The sequence below is a fragment of the Halomonas sp. AOP43-A1-21 genome, from assembly GCF_052376775.1.
Classification (GTDB): Bacteria; Pseudomonadota; Gammaproteobacteria; order Pseudomonadales; family Halomonadaceae; genus Vreelandella; species Vreelandella colorata.
On sequence record NZ_JBQSWC010000002.1, the window covers coordinates 39,033 to 53,750 of the forward strand.

Genomic DNA, 14,718 nt, shown 5'->3' on the forward strand with positions numbered 1-14,718 from the left:
CTTTCTGAAAGTCATCGGGCCTCCCTTAGGAGGCCCGATGGTCACTTTTGATTCCAAAGCAGTCTGTTGCGACAAGCCGAGGAAATGATTATGGCTTAATGATCGACCGCTGCACCAGCACCTTTTGGATAGCGAACGCTTTCCACCAGCTCCTGAATTTCCCGCGGCGGTGCGGCTGTCACGCTGGAGACTGCAAAGGCAACTGCGAAGTTGATCATCGCACCTACCGCACCGAAGGAGAGTGGTGAGATCCCCAGAATCCAGTTATCCGGAGTATTGGCCAACGTGTTGGTGCCTGGGATAAAGAACCAGCCCAGATAGGTGAAGATATACAGCAGCGTACAGATCAGGCCTGCCAGCATACCGGCAATCGCGCCCATGTTGTTCATGCGGGTCGAGAAAATACCCATCATCAACGCCGGGAACAGCGAGGCACCGGCAATACCGAAGGCCAATGCTACCGTTTGAGCCGCAAAACCGGGTGGGTTCAAGCCCAGGTAAGTGGCCAGCAGGATGGCGCCACCCATGGAGATCCGGGCTGCGAGCATCTCTCCTTTTTCGGAAATCTTCGGATTGATCATGGTCTTGATCAAGTCATGACTGATTGCCGAGGAGATCGCGAGCAGAAGACCAGCCGCCGTTGAAAGGGCCGCAGCAATACCGCCAGCCGCGATTAAACCGATGACCCAGCCTGGCAGGTTAGCGATTTCCGGGTTAGCAAGTACCAGAATATCGTTGTTAACCGTCAGCTCGTTGCCTTCCCAGCCACGATCAGTGTAATCAGTTGCATCGTTATAGAACTGAATACGACCATCGTTGTTAACATCATTGAAGGTGATTAGCCCAGTATCTTCCCAGGTGCGGAACCACTCCGGACGCTCTTCGTAGAGAATGGGATTTTGTGCGGCTTCGTCATAGTTTTCAACCTGACCAGCCATTTCAGGGTAAACCGTGGTCATCAGGTTAAGGCGTGCCATGGAGCCCACCGCCGGCGCCGTCAGGTAGAGCAGGGCGATAAATACCAGCGCCCAGCCTGCTGACCAGCGTGCATCAGCTACCTTGGGTACGGTGAAGAAGCGGATAATAACGTGAGGAAGGCCTGCGGTACCTACCATCAGTGAAAGCGTGAACAGCACCATATTCAGTTTATTGTCTACATCGGCGGTGTAGTCCTGAAAGCCTAGTGCGCTTACCACGTCATCGAGCTTCTGCAGTAGGGGAATACCCGATTCGGTATGTGTGCTGAACATGCCGAACATGGGGACTGGGTTGCCGGTAAGCTGGAAGGCAATAAACACCGCAGGAATGGTGTAGGCCACGATCAGAACGATGTACTGAGCGACCTGAGTGTAAGTGATCCCTTTCATGCCGCCGAAAACGGCATACAGGAAAACGATCAGCGCGGCGAGCCAGATGCCCCAGGTGTTGCTGACTTCCAAAAAGCGCGAGAAGGCAACGCCCGCACCGGTCATTTGACCGATAACGTAAGTCACTGACGCTACAATTAAGCACACAATGGCGACTAAACGGGCGGTATTGCTGTAGAAGCGGTCGCCAATAAAGTCAGGCACGGTGAACTTGCCAAACTTACGCAGATACGGGGCCAGCAACATGGCTAGAATAACGTAGCCGCCGGTCCAGCCCATCAGGAACGTGGAGTTAGCATAGCCACCGGAGGCCAGAAGACCCGCCATGGAAATAAACGAGGCTGCCGACATCCAGTCTGCGGCTGTTGCCATGCCGTTGGTAATCGGATGAACGCCGCCACCGGCAACGTAGAAGTCCTTCGTGGATCCCGCACGCGCCCAAATCGCGATACCGATATACAGGGCGAAGGAGGCGCCAACGAACAGTAAGTTAATTGCAAACTGGCTCATACTGGCTTACTCCTCAAGACCATATTTTTTATCGAGCTTATTCATTCTCCAGGCATAGAAGAAGATAAGCACAATGAAGGTAAGAATGGAGCCTTGCTGAGCAAACCAGAAGCCCAGGTCTGTCCCCCCGACTGGAATGCCCGCCAACAAAGGACGAAACAGAATTGCACATCCATAAGAAACGAATGCCCAAACAATCAGGCACCCGAAGATTAAGCGGACGTTGGCTTTCCAGTATTCAGCAGCATTAGATTTGTCGTCTGCCATTGTGTTGCTCTCCACTTGTTTTTTAAGGATTGGAAAGTTCACTAGGAATAGCGTTTGGCGCATCAGGGTAATGGCACACCAAAATCACTTGCTTCTTAGTTGTCATTTTTAGTCTGTTGCTGTTTAAGCTAGTTGATCTCTTAGTGTTTGGGTAAGTTTTAATTAGCCATATGCAATTACCCTGAATGATACATGGTTAATACTGGACAATAATCGCTAAAAAATAAATCCCAGACTTTGGTATCACTACTGCTTTTAAGGTGGTTTCCTAGTTTTTAAGTCGATGAAAATAAAAATTTTTATGATGCTTTGGCGGTAAGCTACTCTGTCCTTGGACAATGGTCTAGTGTTTGGCTAAAAGATAATGTTTGCTACTTTGAATAGATGGTTTGATATTGATAGTTATATGCTTAAAAAAGCACTACTTTAGTCGTTAGAACCAACGTCGAGTCGACGTTGGAATAATAGCTAAAGGTATATAGCGAAAGGGTGGTTTTAACCACTAAGTAGCATGTTTTTATAAAGCTGTTTGCTGAGTACGGTATTTATGTTCACCGTCTAATAATAACAAGCGACATACGGGTTTTGAGGTTGCCTGCTGCAATGGCTATCTCAATGCCATCATCGTTGGTGTACTTCTGCCAGCTTGCTGTATGAGCTTTTGTTGTGTGAGGTCAGGCCTGATGGTTGATGTTGAGCTGTCCCAACTGCCGTTTACGCTACTCGATGATGAAGGGCGTGACTTCGTTCGCCGAGGTATGGATCTTGCTTATTTTGATCGTGATGAAATTATTTTAGAAATGGGCGCTACGGGCGAGTACGTATTTCTGGTACATAGAGGTGACGTCGCTGAGATTGACCCCACCTTACCCGCTGCCAGCACCGTTATTGGGCACTACACGGCAGGTGATCTATTCGGCGCCATCAGTATTTTAAATGGAAAAAGCCGCTATCGCTTCCAGGCCGAACATGAATGCTTGTGTTATCTCATGCCCAGCGCTCTGTTTATGCAGCTGTGTCGGCAGTACCCATCCTTTGAGCAGTTCTTTAGGCAGTCGCTTGCCCATAAGGCACGCCTATTAACCGAAAAGCGCGCCGACGGAGGCGTGACCATGGCGGGCTTCATGTTAGCCAAGGTCGGTGAGTGTATGCGTGAGCCCCTATTGATGGATGCCTCAACCGATATCGCCGGGGCGGTAAAAAAGCTCAATGACAGCCATGCCGATAGCCTGCTGGTCAAAACTCAAGACAAACTGGGCATGGTTACCAAAACCGACTTGCTCAATGCGCTAGTGCTAAAAGGCTGCACGCAGGCAACGTCATTGGATCAGATTGCCCACTTTTCATTGGTGACGGTGACCCCTGAACAGTATCTCTTTGAAGCATTGGTGTTAATGACCCGGCATAAAGTTACCCGGGTTGTCGTGATGGAGCAGTCGGTGCTCAAGGGCGTGGTTGAAATCACCGATGTCCTGAGCTTTTTCTCCAGCCGAAGCTACGTGGTGAGCCTACAGGTGGAGCAGGCCAACGATTTACAGTCGTTGTCGATGGCAAGCCAACGCACTCCAGAGCTGGTTCGGGCGCTAATGGCGCAAGGTGTCAAGCTGCGTTTTGCGATGGATCTTCTGGCAGCGCTTAATGGCCGGATAATGAGCAAGGCCTGGGAATTTATCATTAATGAGCAGCACCATCACGACAGCTGCCTAATGGTGATGGGCAGTGAAGGGCGCGGGGAGCAGATTCTTAAAACGGATCAGGATAACGGACTGATTTTAGATGACGATGCCCAGTGGCCCGGTGTGGCAGGTGATATGCAGCGCCTTACCGATACCCTGATAACGTTGGGCTACCCGCCTTGCCCCGGCAATATTATGGTATCTAATCCGCAGTGGGTTGCCAGCGTCTCACAATGGAAAAAACGTATCGCCAAATGGGCGCGCGAGCGCGATGGCGATAGCCTGATGAAGCTTGCCATTATGCTGGATGCCCATTCGGTCGCGGGAAATCCACGCTTGCTGGAAAGCGTGCGCGAGACCTTGTTTGAACGCTGTGCGGGAGATGAGATTCTGCTGTCCTACTTTGCTCGGCCGGCGCTGCGCTTTGCAACGCCCCTGACTCTGTTTGGCTCACTTAAAAAGCCTCAGCACGGCATCGATATCAAGAAAGGCGGCATCTTTCCGATTGTACATGGTGTGCGCACCATGGCGCTGGAACGACGTATTAATGTGACCTCGACCCAGGGGCGGCTGGAGGCGCTGGCTGATGATGGCCGCCTTGAACACCGGGTGGCCGATGACCTGGGCGAAGCGCTGGCGCTATTTACCGAGCTGCGTCTCAAGCAGCAGCTTAGTGAGCAGAAGGTTAGCGGCCACTCCAACCGCGTTGTGGTGCAAGAGCTATCATCGCTGGAAAGAGATGTGTTGCGTGAGTCGCTGCATATCGTTAAAGATTTCAAACAGCGCCTCTCCCACCGTTACCACTTAGAGTACTCATGAGCCGCGCTATGCAGGGAATCGACAAATACCTCACGCTGGTGGGGCGCTCGTTGCGGGCGTTATTCAAGCGTGAACGTGAACGTCGCCGCTATGCCAACTCTCCCTACGCCTGGTTATTCCAACCCTATATGGGTGAAGAGCTGGTGGCGTTGGCCTGTCAGGTGACGCCAGGAGAAACCCCCGTTTTAAGCTTTGCCGCTGTGGTATTGAATCAACAACAAATTCATACCAGCAGCGCCTGGGTGGCAACGCTTGCCGACCTGCAGGCCGCTGACAAGACGACGCTGCGTCGTCATCGAAAGCTTTATAATACCGAGACGGCATTATCGCCAAGTACCGATACGCTACGCGCGCTGGCCGAATTTATTGGCAATCGGCCGCTGATTGGCTGGCAGCTGGATCAGCAGTTGGCCGCCCTTAACAGCGCATTTAGAATCCACCTGGGGTTTGGGCTGCCCAATGCTCAGATTGATGTGGCCAAACTGCATCAGCGTCAGCTGCGTCGCCTACATCCGCTGGTCGAGTCACCTAGCCAGTTTTCCGAAGCGCTAGCATGTTGGCAAGTTCCTGCTACCTCGACAAGCGGTTTATTGGGCAAAGCCACCGCCAGCGCTCTGCTGTATATGCGCTTACAGCGTGATATGACGTAATCTGGTCAGCTTCTAGTATGCAGATAACGTGATTTTGCCAGTTGGGCGAAGGGCGGGAGTCTTGTTAGAATAGCCGCTGCTCCTTCTACCATTGGCAGTGCTTATATCATGCAACACCTCGATCATTTTGACCCCGCCACGTCGACCGCTGCGCAGGCGTGCGACCTATCGGGCCAGCCCGAGCCTGATGACGCCAAACAAAAGCGTGAATTCAATAAGTTGCAAAAGCGGCTGCGGCGTGAAGTGGGTAATGCCATCATTGATTACCAAATGATTAATGAGGGTGACCGCGTGATGGTCTGCCTGTCAGGTGGTAAAGACAGCTACACCATGCTGGAAATTCTGCGCAGCCTGCAGCGCAATGCGCCGGTAAATTTCTCGCTGGTGGCGGTCAATATGGACCAAAAGCAGCCCGGTTTCCCTGAGCATGTGTTGCCACGCTATCTGGATAAGCTCGGCGTGGAATACCACATATTGGAGCGCGACACGTACTCGGTGGTGAAGGAGAAAACCCCCGAAGGCAAGACGACCTGCGCGCTGTGTTCACGCTTACGGCGCGGATCGCTTTACGGGTTTGCTGAAGAGATTGGGGCGAATAAAATTGCGCTGGGCCATCACCGTGAAGATATTCTGGAAACGTTATTTCTGAATATGTTTTTTGGCGGCACATTGAAGTCGATGCCGCCCAAACTGCTCTCCGATGACGGTAAAAATATCGTGATTCGTCCGTTGGCCTACTGCAAAGAAGCCGATATTGCGGAGTTTTCCCGACTGATGGCATTTCCCATCATTCCCTGCAACCTGTGTGGTTCGCAGCCCAATATGCAACGTCAGGTCGTCAAGGAAATGCTTGCCGAGTGGGACAAGAAGCACCCCGGCCGCCTGGAAAGCATGTTCAAGGCGGTCACCAACGTTGCCCCTTCACAGCTGGCCGACCGTGAGTTATTTGATTTCCAAGGGCTTGAAGCCAAGCAGGAGGCGCTAATGGCTAGCCGCATTCAAACGTTTAATGTGAATTGATCGTTTGATCATCCTCTTCGCTAAGCGTAATCAAGCGCTGCATATCGAGGATATTGACCTCTCGCCCAGAGACGGCCACCACTTTGTGCTGCTGAAAGCGGCTTAAAATACGGCTGACTGTCTCGACGGCCAATCCCAGATAGTTGCCTATGTCGGCCCGGGCCATGGATAGCCGAAAGCTGTAAGGCGAGTAGCCCCGACGTCGAAAGCGTTCCGACAGCGTCAGTAAGAAGCTTGCCAGCCGTTGGTCGGCGGTCTTGCGCGATAAAAGCCGCATCATGCGCCGGTCATCGCGAAGCTCCTTACTCATACTGCGATACAGCTGGCCGCGCAGCTCAGGGAGTTCCTCGGAAAGTGAATCCAGACGATCAAACGGGATCTCGCAAATGGTCGTGGTTTCCAGCGCAATCACGCTGCCGGGATAGTGCTCTTCATCGATGCCGTCCAGGCCTACCAGCTCGCTTGGCAGAAAGAAATTGGTAAGCTGGTCGTTACCGTTACCCTCGCTGGTCACCTGCTTCAAGCTGCCCGAGCGTACCGCGTAGACACTGGTAAAGCGGTCACCTTGGCGAAAAAGCGGCTCGCCTTTTTTAAGCGGAGCCCGGCGCCGGATAATGGCGTCAAACTGCCCCATATCTTCAAGCTCAAGCGCGAGCGGCAGACACAGCGAGCTTAGGCTGCAGGTCTGGCAACGTGCCTCTTGCAGAAGCGCACGTCGTTGGCTTGCAGGTGGTGGCATTGAGTCTCTCCCAGGTTCCGTCTTTTTTGCTCAAAGGGTGTTGGCTACGCGCGCTCAGCCCGCTAGACCATTTTCGAATAGCGCTGGCCTGACTGCTCTGGCAAACAGGCATCAAACGCCATGGCTAATTGACGAACCAGCAAACGACCCATTGGCGTTGCGTTAAGCGTATCACCCTGGCGGATGATTAACCCATCCTGCTCAGCAGGGTGTAGCTGTTCTAACGCAAGTGAAAAATAATCGGCAGCATCAATCTGCCAGCGTTGGCTAATGGCGGCTAAATCCAGGCGCATATCGCACATTAAGCGTTCGATAACATCGGCCCTTATTAGATCATCCTTACTTAATCTTAGGCCTTTCACGGTCGCTAGTCGACCTTGGTCCAAGGCGTTTTCATAGCTGGCTAAGTCGACTGGGTTTTGCGCGTAGCTATCGCCTATATGTGAAATAGCCGATACCCCGAGCCCAATCAAATCGCATTTAGCATGGCTTGAATAGCCTTGGAAATTACGCTGCAGCGTCCCGTTGGCCTGGGCAAGCGCCAGGCTGTCTTCAGGCTTGGCAAAATGATCCATGCCGATATGCACGTAACCAGCGGCCGTTAGCATCTCGATGGTGGTACGCAAGATCGAAAGCTTTTCATCAGCGCCCGGCAGGTCGTCAACATTAATGCGCCGCTGGGGCTTAAACCTCGTGGGTAGATGCGCGTAGTTAAACACCGATAAGCGCGCCGGACTCAGCTCAATCACTTGCGCTAACGTCTCGGCAAAACTCTTTTCGGTCTGAAAGGGCAGGCCATAGATTAAGTCGAGATTGAGCGAACGAAACCCCAAGCGGTGCGCTTCATCCATCAGCGTTTCGGTAAGTACGCGCGGCTGGTGACGATTGATCGCTTTTTGAACGCGCGGATCCAGATCCTGCACGCCCAGGCTTAGGCGGTTAAAGCCCAATGACTGCAAATGGCGCAGGGTAAAGACATCGGCCTCACGCGGATCAATTTCGATTGCATAATCGCGGTCAGGGGCGTTTGAAAGCCCGAACCGGGCATCCAGGCGGTCGATCAGATCGCCCATCTGTGCCAGCGAAAGAAACGTCGGCGTTCCGCCACCCCAGTGCAGCTGTTTAACGGGTCGTGAAGTATCCAGGTGGCGCGCGGTGAGGACCATTTCACGGTCCAGGCGCGAAAGGTAAGGCTCTGCCAGCGCGGTGTTTTTAGTGGCGATTTTATTGCATGCGCAGTAAAAGCAAATTTTGCGACAAAACGGCACATGAACGTACAGTGAAAGTGGCCGCCGGCTGGCGTTGCTCTGCTCAAGCGCTTGAATCACGTTATCCGCTGTAAAACCTTCATGAAAAGCCAGCGCGGTTGGATAGGACGTGTATCGAGGGCCGCTTTTATCATAGCGGCGTAGTAACGCTTCATCCCAATGGGCGCTAGGCAATCCGGCAGGTGTAACGGGCAGGGAGGCCGCAGTGGCATGAACGGACATGGAAACGCCTCCGGTAGCTTAGAAATAAAACTCTACCTATAGCTTACCGTCGTTACTGCCAGAAAGTGTTGAGCTACGTCAATGATTGGTGTGCGAGTGGGAATGAGGTTGGGAGTCGGAGTGTGAGGGCGCGTGGTCGTGACCACCTAGGTGAGCATTGAGCGTCCATAGCTGCCATAAGGCAAAGGTAATAATGGTCAGCGCTGCTAGGGTTCGGGTCGCCGGGTGGCGGATAAGGTGGCTAAGTTTGTGAGCCGCTAGCCCAGTGGCCAGTAGCGCGGGCAGGGTGCCCAGACCAAAGGCCCCCATCAACAGCGCACCTTGAAGTGGCTGGGCGATTGCCAGGCTCCACGCTAGCATTGAGTAAACTAACCCACACGGCAGCCAACCCCATATAGCGCCTAGCGCAAACGCTTGGGGAAAATGGACTACCGGCATCAAGCGCCGCCCAACGGGTTCAAGGTAGCGCCATAAATGCTTTCCTACGGCTTCAACACGCAAAAGTCCCTTCCACCAGTTGGCGATGTAAAGCGCCATTAAAATCAGCATTAACGCCGCCAGCCCCTGCAATACCTGCCGGGCTAAAGGAGAAAGCGAAATCAGCGTGCCGAGAGCGGCCACTAAGGCGCCTGCAGCCATATAGCTTGTAATGCGGCCCAGGTTGTAGCTCAACAGCAGGCCGCCCATACGTGCTGGGCGGCGCATGCTGGGCGGTACGGCAAAGGTCAACGCGCTCATGATTCCCCCGCACATACCAATGCAGTGCGCGCCGCCCATCAAACCAAACACAAACGCGGCGATAAGCGGTGGAAAATCAAGCCCGGTCGGGTTCATAACATGCCTTTTGCGGCTGAAAGAGAAAGGCTGCGCGAAAAACATAGCGTATTGGCGACGACAGCGAGAACGCTAATCACAACACCCAAGACGGCTCCCAGCGGAGATAAAAAGCCCACCAGCGCTGCCAGGGTAAATAATATCAGGCTTATGCCTACGGCCAAGCCGCTGGTTTGGCGTATGCAGCGCTGCATGGCGCGGGCAATGGCAAGAGTCTCGCCGGCACAGGCCTTGCGAGGGCTAAAAATGACCACGTCAGGGTGGGAAGCTAAAGACTCACAGACATGCGCTGTTTGCGACAATGTCATCAGAGCGGAAGGCGTCTGTATTACCACGCCGCGCTTGCGCAACTGCTGGTAGCTGGCTACTAAGATCGCAGGATGCGCCATCGCCAACGCACAGAAACTACTCACTACCAGCATAGAGAGCAGGGTATCCAGCACCTCGGCTTTCCCAAGCCATCCGCCAATAGCTGTAACGCTTAAGCTCGCTATGAGTAAACGACTCACCCAGCGGTGCATGTTTTGCGCGTTGATCGCCGCCAAGGATTGCTCGCCCCAGGCAGCTTTAACCTGGGCGCTAATATGCGCGGTGCGAGTATCAGCGCCTACCAGGATTGCCTTGATGACCAGCGAATTTTCCAGGTTTCGACAGCCAGCCAGCACGTGATCGCCTACTTGGCGCGTTATGGGAAGCTGCTCGCCGCTCAATACCGATTCATCCAGGCTCGATGTCCCTTGCTCAATCGTGCCGTCAGCAGGAAGTCGCTGACCCGGTTTAACTACAACGTGATCGCCTGGAGCGAGTTCCCCTATTGGCAGGATTTTCTCGCAGCCATCGTGGTAAAGCCGAGTGGCCGACGCAGGAAGGGCGTCTTTGAGCGTATTTTGAACATGCCCCAGGCCTAGGGATGATTTAACGTAGCCGCCCAGCAGCAAGAGCGTTGTCAGCAGGGTAATAAAACCTGCGTAGTGCTCCCCAGTATGAAGCAGCGTTGCGTAGCCGCTGGCCAGGTAAGCGATGCTCAAGGCTAAACTGATAGGCACCGCCGGGCCGAGCAGGCCGCGCCGTATATCGACAAGCGCACGCCTGAAAAAAGGCGGTGTGGCGAATAGCATCAAGGCGGTGGCTAGACCAAGGGGCAGCCAGTGAAACAGCGTATAAGCATGCGGGTTAACGTTTTCTAATGCTGCACCGTTTAAAAAAAACGCTAGCAGAGTGATGCCGATAAGGTTTGCCCCCGAGATTCCCAGCCGCCAAGCATTTACACGCTTTTTATGCCGCAGGTGCTCTTGGGTGGGGTCGGGCTCAAACGGCAGAGCGCTGTAGCCGATAGTGGCAAGCTCGGCCAGTAGTTGAGAGAGTTTAAGCTGGTTGGCGTGCCAACTAACGCGCAGGCGATGATGGGATAAATCCACCGCGCTTGCGGTGATACCCTCAAGGGCATTTAGGCGATGCTCGATAAGCCAGGCACAGGCGTTGCAGGTAATGCCTTCGACCGCGAGGGTCGCGCTTAGCTGCTCAGTATCACTTTCTGACGTCACAAACGTTGCCTGACGTTCAGGGCTATCAAAGTGCGCCCAGGCATCGCTGTTAAGCGCCTCATTAACGGGTTTGCCGGGCAGGTCGGTACGCTGGCGGTAATAGCTTTCCAGGCCACCCTGTACAATGGCGTGCGCCACGGCTTCGCAGCCTGGGCAGCATAAAGGGTGCCCCGTTTCATCCAGCACAATTTGCCAAGGCGCATCGGCGGGTACGTGGCTGCCGCAATGGTAGCAAGAGGGGGCCGCAGGCGCTGTCATGACTTGGCTGACGGCTCTTGAGCTAAGCGCATCGTTAACGCGTTATCCAGCAATTATGTTTCCTTACAATGAGCGCTGCTTAACCGATGGGCAATCTATCCACAGGCCCTAATAGCTAACGTGTGAAAAGGTTAGCAGCATTGATGGGAAGGGCGCGAGTTTCGTCGTCATGCCTGCCTATCGCTTGATGATTTTTTTGCACCAACCCTAACGTGAAGGAGAGAGCGGTCGTGCCGAACGCTTACGCAGACTATGTTCCTATTCAACTTGACCAGTTGCCTGCTGCGCTGGCGCGGGAGGAAGCGTCTTGTTTTATGGTTGAGGGGTTTGGGCCACTTTCCGTCACCGGGCAGGCGCATATCGGGCGGCTTTTATGGGCGCATGGTGCTGGCGCAGGGCATCAATCGGGATTTATGCAGCATATGATCAATGCGCTTGCCGCCCAGGGCATTCAGGTCTTCGCGATTGATTTTCCGTACATGCAGCAAATGATGGCGCAGGGCAAGCGCCGCCCGCCGCCGCCTGTGACAAAAACGCTTGAGCATTTTGCGGCCTGGTACAAGCTGCTTGGGCCATTGGCTGACCAGCCGCTATGGGTGGGCGGAAAATCAATGGGCGGACGTATTGCGACTATGTTTGCAAGTACGGCATTTGCAAGTACGGCGTTTGCAAGTTCAGGGTCCACAAGTACGGAGTCCGCAAGCCAGCAAGTTTGCCCTGGAGTGATTGTGGCGGGTTACCCGTTTCATCCGCCTAAAGCGCCTGGCAAGCTGCGTTTGAGCCACTGGGCGGATATTCATTGCCCACTGCTAATTTTGCAGGGCGAGCGTGACCCTTTTGGTACGCGCGAGGAGGTCTCAGGCTACTCGTTAACGGCGCAAACCCAGCTTGAATGGCTTACCGATGGCGATCATGATTTCAAGCCGCGCCGTGCATCTGGATTAAAACATGAGTTTTTGATTGACGAAGCGGCCACACTTGCGGCATCCTTCGTCCGCGCTCATGGAACGCCTTCGGGAATGTGAGCAACGCGCTGGTTTAAATCACAAAGTTTAAACATAACGTGTTGACATTCAGGTAGGCTTCTGTAGAATGCAGCGCCACGTGACCAGCGGGTGGTTAGCTCAGTTGGGAGAGCACCAGCCTTACAAGCTGGGGGTCACTGGTTCGAACCCAGTACCACCCACCATCGAAAGATGGCCTGGAAACGTAAAGCAGTACCAAAGTAACATCAGCATGATGCAACAGCGGACCGGTAGTTCAGTTGGTTAGAATGCCGGCCTGTCACGCCGGAGGTCGCGAGTTCGAGTCTCGTCCGGTCCGCCATCATCATACTTTTTTGCTTTGTAGCAGTTATCGCTATTCGGACCGGTAGTTCAGTTGGTTAGAATGCCGGCCTGTCACGCCGGAGGTCGCGAGTTCGAGTCTCGTCCGGTCCGCCACGATAACTTGCAGATTGGTTGATTAAAGATCAACACCCTGGGTGGTTAGCTCAGTTGGGAGAGCACCAGCCTTACAAGCTGGGGGTCACTGGTTCGAACCCAGTACCACCCACCATTTAAAGTCCTTTTAAATGGTTGCAGTTGTAATACGGTTGTATAAGTGCCTTATTTGTGGACCGGTAGTTCAGTTGGTTAGAATGCCGGCCTGTCACGCCGGAGGTCGCGAGTTCGAGTCTCGTCCGGTCCGCCATTAAGCACTAGCGTTTATTTTACGCACTGAAATTTTAAGTGTACGGGTATAATTATTTTCGGTTTTATACCGACGAATTCTAAAAACCCCGGATCTTTGATCCGGGGTTTTTTCGTATGTGCGCTAGTTTTTAAGCCAGTTAGGCAACCGCGCTAATGCCTGCTTTGGCAATCTGCACGTCCTGGTCGGGTTTTACGCCAGAAATGCCCACTGCGCCGATTACCTGACCGTCAACGATGATGGGTACGCCACCGGATAGCAGGCCTGAGAAGGGGGCGGACACAAACGCTGTACGGCCGCCGTTAATCATCTCTTCGAACACTTGGGTTTCTTTACGGCCCAGGGCGGCATTGCGTGCCTTGTGCGTGGCGATTTCGGCGCTAAAGGGCGCCGCGCCGTCCAGGCGGCTAAGGGCGAGCAGATGGCCGCCGTCATCGGTGATTGCAATTGTGACCGGCCAGCTGTTGCTGTTAGCTTCTTTCTGGGCGGCCTCAAGAATTTTCGTGATATCCGCTTGAACAAGTACGGCTTTAGTTTGCATATCAGGTCCTTTTTTTATCAACAGGATGGTAATTGCTGCGCCGGTTGGTGGGCGCAGCAGGAAGATCAGTGAGTCATCAGTGCCGCGTCCACGACCTCAACCCAGTGGCGCACTGGCGTACGACTCGCCCCCGCTAAGTGCGTTTGGCAGCCAATATTAGCGGTTACTATAAGCTCTGGATTGCCCGCTTCCAACGCCGCCAGCTTATTATCGCGCAATTGGGTGGCAAGCTCTGGCTGGGTGATGGAGTAAGTACCTGCGGACCCGCAGCAGAGGTGCGCATCCTGCACGGGTGTCAGCGAAAAACCCAGCTTGATCAATACGCCTTCTACCGCGCCGTTAAGCTTCTGGGCGTGCTGCAGTGTGCACGGGCAATGGAAGGCCAAGCGTTGGGTCTCTTTAACCTGTAGTGCTTCTAAGGGCTCCTCACGCAGAATCTCGACGATATCTTTTGCCAGCGCGCTGATCTTCTTGGCCTTTTCAGCGTAGTGCGGGTCATCTTTGAGCATATAGCCATACTCTTTGATAAACGCTCCGCAGCCGCTAGCGGTTTGTACAATCGCCTCGGCGCCCTGTTCGATATGCGGCCACCAGGCATCGATGTTGGCGCGCATGCGGGCGCGGCCGTCATCTTGGGCGTTAAGGTGAAAATCAATCGCCCCGCAACAGCCGGCCTCCGCCACTGGCGTCAGGCTAATACCCAGGCGATCCAGCAGGCGTGCTGTCGCGGCGTTGGTATTGGGTGACAGTCCAGGTTGTACACAGCCTTCTAAAATCAGCATTTTGCGAGTATGCAGTTTACTATCAGGCCGCTTGCCCGCATTGACCGGCGCTGCAGGCATCTTGTTGCGCAGCTTGCTCGGCACCAATGGTTTGAACGTGAGTCCCAGTTTTAACAGCGTTTGAAAACGCTTGGGTTCCACCATCATTTTGCGCAACGCATAGCGCTGGGCGCGGTCGGCCGGCGGGCGCGGTACACGGCGCTCAATTTCCGCGCGGCCGATATTCAAAAGCTTGTGGTACTCGACCCCAGACGGACAGGTGGTTTCACAGTTCTGGCAGGTCAGACAGCGGTCCAGATGCAGCCGGGTTTCTGCGGTGACCTGGTCATCTTCGTCACGGCTTTCCAGCAGCTCCTTCATCAGGTAGATGCGCCCGCGAGGGCCGTCACGCTCATCACCCAGCAACTGGTAGGTGGGGCAGGTGGCGTTACAGAAGCCGCAGTGGACGCAGGTGCGCAAAATACGCTCCGCTTCCTGAATATGCGGCTTTTGACGATCTGCATCGGTAAAATGCGTTTGCATATCAGCT

At 53.9% G+C, this 14,718-nt stretch carries 12 protein-coding genes and 5 tRNA genes; 9 read left to right on the plus strand and 8 right to left on the minus strand.

The annotated features are described in order from the left end of the window. Positions 1-95: 95 nt before the first annotated feature. Together ACT3R7_RS01515 and ACT3R7_RS01520 are read right to left on the minus strand one after the other, a co-directional pair. Entirely contained in the window at positions 96-1,877 is a 1,782-nt protein-coding gene (locus ACT3R7_RS01515) for a sodium:solute symporter family protein (RefSeq protein WP_193092346.1), read from the minus strand. Positions 1,878-1,883: 6 nt separating this feature from the next. Next, the gene (locus tag ACT3R7_RS01520) at positions 1,884-2,144 is read right to left on the minus strand and encodes a DUF4212 domain-containing protein (protein WP_018916307.1); all 261 of its coding nucleotides are present in this window, start codon (positions 2,142-2,144) and stop codon (positions 1,884-1,886) included. 683 nt (positions 2,145-2,827) lie between these two features. On the opposite strand from ACT3R7_RS01520, the gene ACT3R7_RS01525 reads away from it, so the two are divergent. The 3 genes from ACT3R7_RS01525 to ttcA all read left to right on the plus strand — a co-directional run bounded on the left by ACT3R7_RS01525 (position 2,828) and on the right by ttcA (position 6,309). Beyond that, positions 2,828-4,639 carry a DUF294 nucleotidyltransferase-like domain-containing protein gene (locus ACT3R7_RS01525; protein WP_193092347.1) on the plus strand — a complete coding sequence of 604 codons (1,812 nt, stop codon included), beginning with the start codon at positions 2,828-2,830 and terminating at the stop codon, positions 4,637-4,639. Continuing rightward, positions 4,636-5,289, plus strand: coding sequence for a 3'-5' exonuclease family protein (locus tag ACT3R7_RS01530; protein WP_318782775.1), 654 nt, complete (start codon positions 4,636-4,638; stop codon positions 5,287-5,289). The genes ACT3R7_RS01525 and ACT3R7_RS01530 overlap by 4 nt, the downstream gene beginning before the upstream one ends. A 108-nt stretch (positions 5,290-5,397) precedes the next feature. Next, positions 5,398-6,309 carry a tRNA 2-thiocytidine(32) synthetase TtcA gene (gene ttcA / locus ACT3R7_RS01535; RefSeq protein ID WP_193092348.1) on the plus strand — a complete coding sequence of 304 codons (912 nt, stop codon included), beginning with the start codon at positions 5,398-5,400 and terminating at the stop codon, positions 6,307-6,309. Here the strand turns inward: ttcA and fnr are convergent. From fnr to ACT3R7_RS01555, 4 genes are all read right to left on the minus strand, one after another. Then, on the minus strand, positions 6,296-7,048 hold the full coding sequence (gene fnr / locus ACT3R7_RS01540) for a fumarate/nitrate reduction transcriptional regulator Fnr (protein ID WP_192539155.1): 753 nt from the start codon (positions 7,046-7,048) through the stop codon (positions 6,296-6,298). The genes ttcA and fnr overlap by 14 nt on opposite strands. Before the next feature lie 62 nt (positions 7,049-7,110). Beyond that, positions 7,111-8,538, minus strand: coding sequence for an oxygen-independent coproporphyrinogen III oxidase (gene hemN, locus ACT3R7_RS01545; RefSeq protein ID WP_193092349.1), 1,428 nt, complete (start codon positions 8,536-8,538; stop codon positions 7,111-7,113). 78 nt (positions 8,539-8,616) lie between these two features. Further along, entirely contained in the window at positions 8,617-9,372 is a 756-nt protein-coding gene (locus ACT3R7_RS01550) for a sulfite exporter TauE/SafE family protein (protein WP_193092350.1), read from the minus strand. Next, positions 9,369-11,174: a heavy metal translocating P-type ATPase metal-binding domain-containing protein gene (locus ACT3R7_RS01555; RefSeq protein WP_193092351.1), complete on the minus strand. Its 1,806-nt coding sequence runs from the start codon at positions 11,172-11,174 to the stop codon at positions 9,369-9,371. Before ACT3R7_RS01555 ends, ACT3R7_RS01550 begins: the two co-directional genes overlap by 4 nt. Before the next feature lie 314 nt (positions 11,175-11,488). Here ACT3R7_RS01555 and ACT3R7_RS01560 point away from each other — a divergent pair, with 314 nt between their 5' ends. The 6 genes from ACT3R7_RS01560 to ACT3R7_RS01585 all read left to right on the plus strand — a co-directional run bounded on the left by ACT3R7_RS01560 (position 11,489) and on the right by ACT3R7_RS01585 (position 12,866). Then, positions 11,489-12,199, plus strand: a complete 711-nt coding sequence (locus ACT3R7_RS01560) for an alpha/beta fold hydrolase (RefSeq protein WP_193092353.1) — start codon at positions 11,489-11,491, stop codon at positions 12,197-12,199. Between the two features lie 88 nt (positions 12,200-12,287). After that, positions 12,288-12,363 (plus strand) — tRNA-Val (locus ACT3R7_RS01565). 60 nt (positions 12,364-12,423) lie between these two features. Continuing rightward, positions 12,424-12,500 (plus strand) — tRNA-Asp (locus ACT3R7_RS01570). Between the two features lie 39 nt (positions 12,501-12,539). Further along, positions 12,540-12,616: transfer RNA gene (locus ACT3R7_RS01575), tRNA-Asp, on the plus strand. A 39-nt stretch (positions 12,617-12,655) separates the two neighbouring features. Continuing rightward, positions 12,656-12,731, plus strand: a tRNA-Val gene (locus tag ACT3R7_RS01580). Between the two features lie 58 nt (positions 12,732-12,789). Further along, positions 12,790-12,866 (plus strand) — tRNA-Asp (locus tag ACT3R7_RS01585). A gap of 139 nt (positions 12,867-13,005) precedes the next feature. Here ACT3R7_RS01585 and ACT3R7_RS01590 read toward each other — a convergent pair. Then, complete coding sequence (locus ACT3R7_RS01590) at positions 13,006-13,407, minus strand: heme-binding protein (RefSeq protein ID WP_193092675.1); 402 nt, start codon at positions 13,405-13,407, stop codon at positions 13,006-13,008. A gap of 65 nt (positions 13,408-13,472) precedes the next feature. Continuing rightward, positions 13,473-14,711, minus strand: a complete 1,239-nt coding sequence (gene glcF, locus ACT3R7_RS01595; protein WP_193092676.1) for a glycolate oxidase subunit GlcF — start codon at positions 14,709-14,711, stop codon at positions 13,473-13,475. Positions 14,712-14,718 lie beyond the last annotated feature (7 nt).

Excerpts from the sequence above, each read along its gene's own strand:
- fnr (WP_192539155.1), bottom strand. The coding sequence starts at position 7,048 with ATGCCACCACCTGCAAGCCAACGACGTGCGCTTCTGCAAGAGGCACGT.
- ttcA (WP_193092348.1), top strand. The coding sequence starts at position 5,398 with ATGCAACACCTCGATCATTTTGACCCCGCCACGTCGACCGCTGCGCAG.
- ACT3R7_RS01525 (WP_193092347.1), top strand. The coding sequence starts at position 2,828 with ATGGTTGATGTTGAGCTGTCCCAACTGCCGTTTACGCTACTCGATGAT.
- hemN (WP_193092349.1), bottom strand. The coding sequence starts at position 8,538 with ATGTCCGTTCATGCCACTGCGGCCTCCCTGCCCGTTACACCTGCCGGA.
- ACT3R7_RS01520 (WP_018916307.1), bottom strand. The coding sequence starts at position 2,144 with ATGGCAGACGACAAATCTAATGCTGCTGAATACTGGAAAGCCAACGTC.
- ACT3R7_RS01515 (WP_193092346.1), bottom strand. The coding sequence starts at position 1,877 with ATGAGCCAGTTTGCAATTAACTTACTGTTCGTTGGCGCCTCCTTCGCC.
- ACT3R7_RS01555 (WP_193092351.1), bottom strand. The coding sequence starts at position 11,174 with ATGACAGCGCCTGCGGCCCCCTCTTGCTACCATTGCGGCAGCCACGTA.
- ACT3R7_RS01560 (WP_193092353.1), top strand. The coding sequence starts at position 11,489 with ATGGTTGAGGGGTTTGGGCCACTTTCCGTCACCGGGCAGGCGCATATC.
- ACT3R7_RS01590 (WP_193092675.1), bottom strand. The coding sequence starts at position 13,407 with ATGCAAACTAAAGCCGTACTTGTTCAAGCGGATATCACGAAAATTCTT.
- ACT3R7_RS01550 (WP_193092350.1), bottom strand. The coding sequence starts at position 9,372 with ATGAACCCGACCGGGCTTGATTTTCCACCGCTTATCGCCGCGTTTGTG.
- ACT3R7_RS01530 (WP_318782775.1), top strand. The coding sequence starts at position 4,636 with ATGAGCCGCGCTATGCAGGGAATCGACAAATACCTCACGCTGGTGGGG.
- glcF (WP_193092676.1), bottom strand. The coding sequence starts at position 14,711 with ATGCAAACGCATTTTACCGATGCAGATCGTCAAAAGCCGCATATTCAG.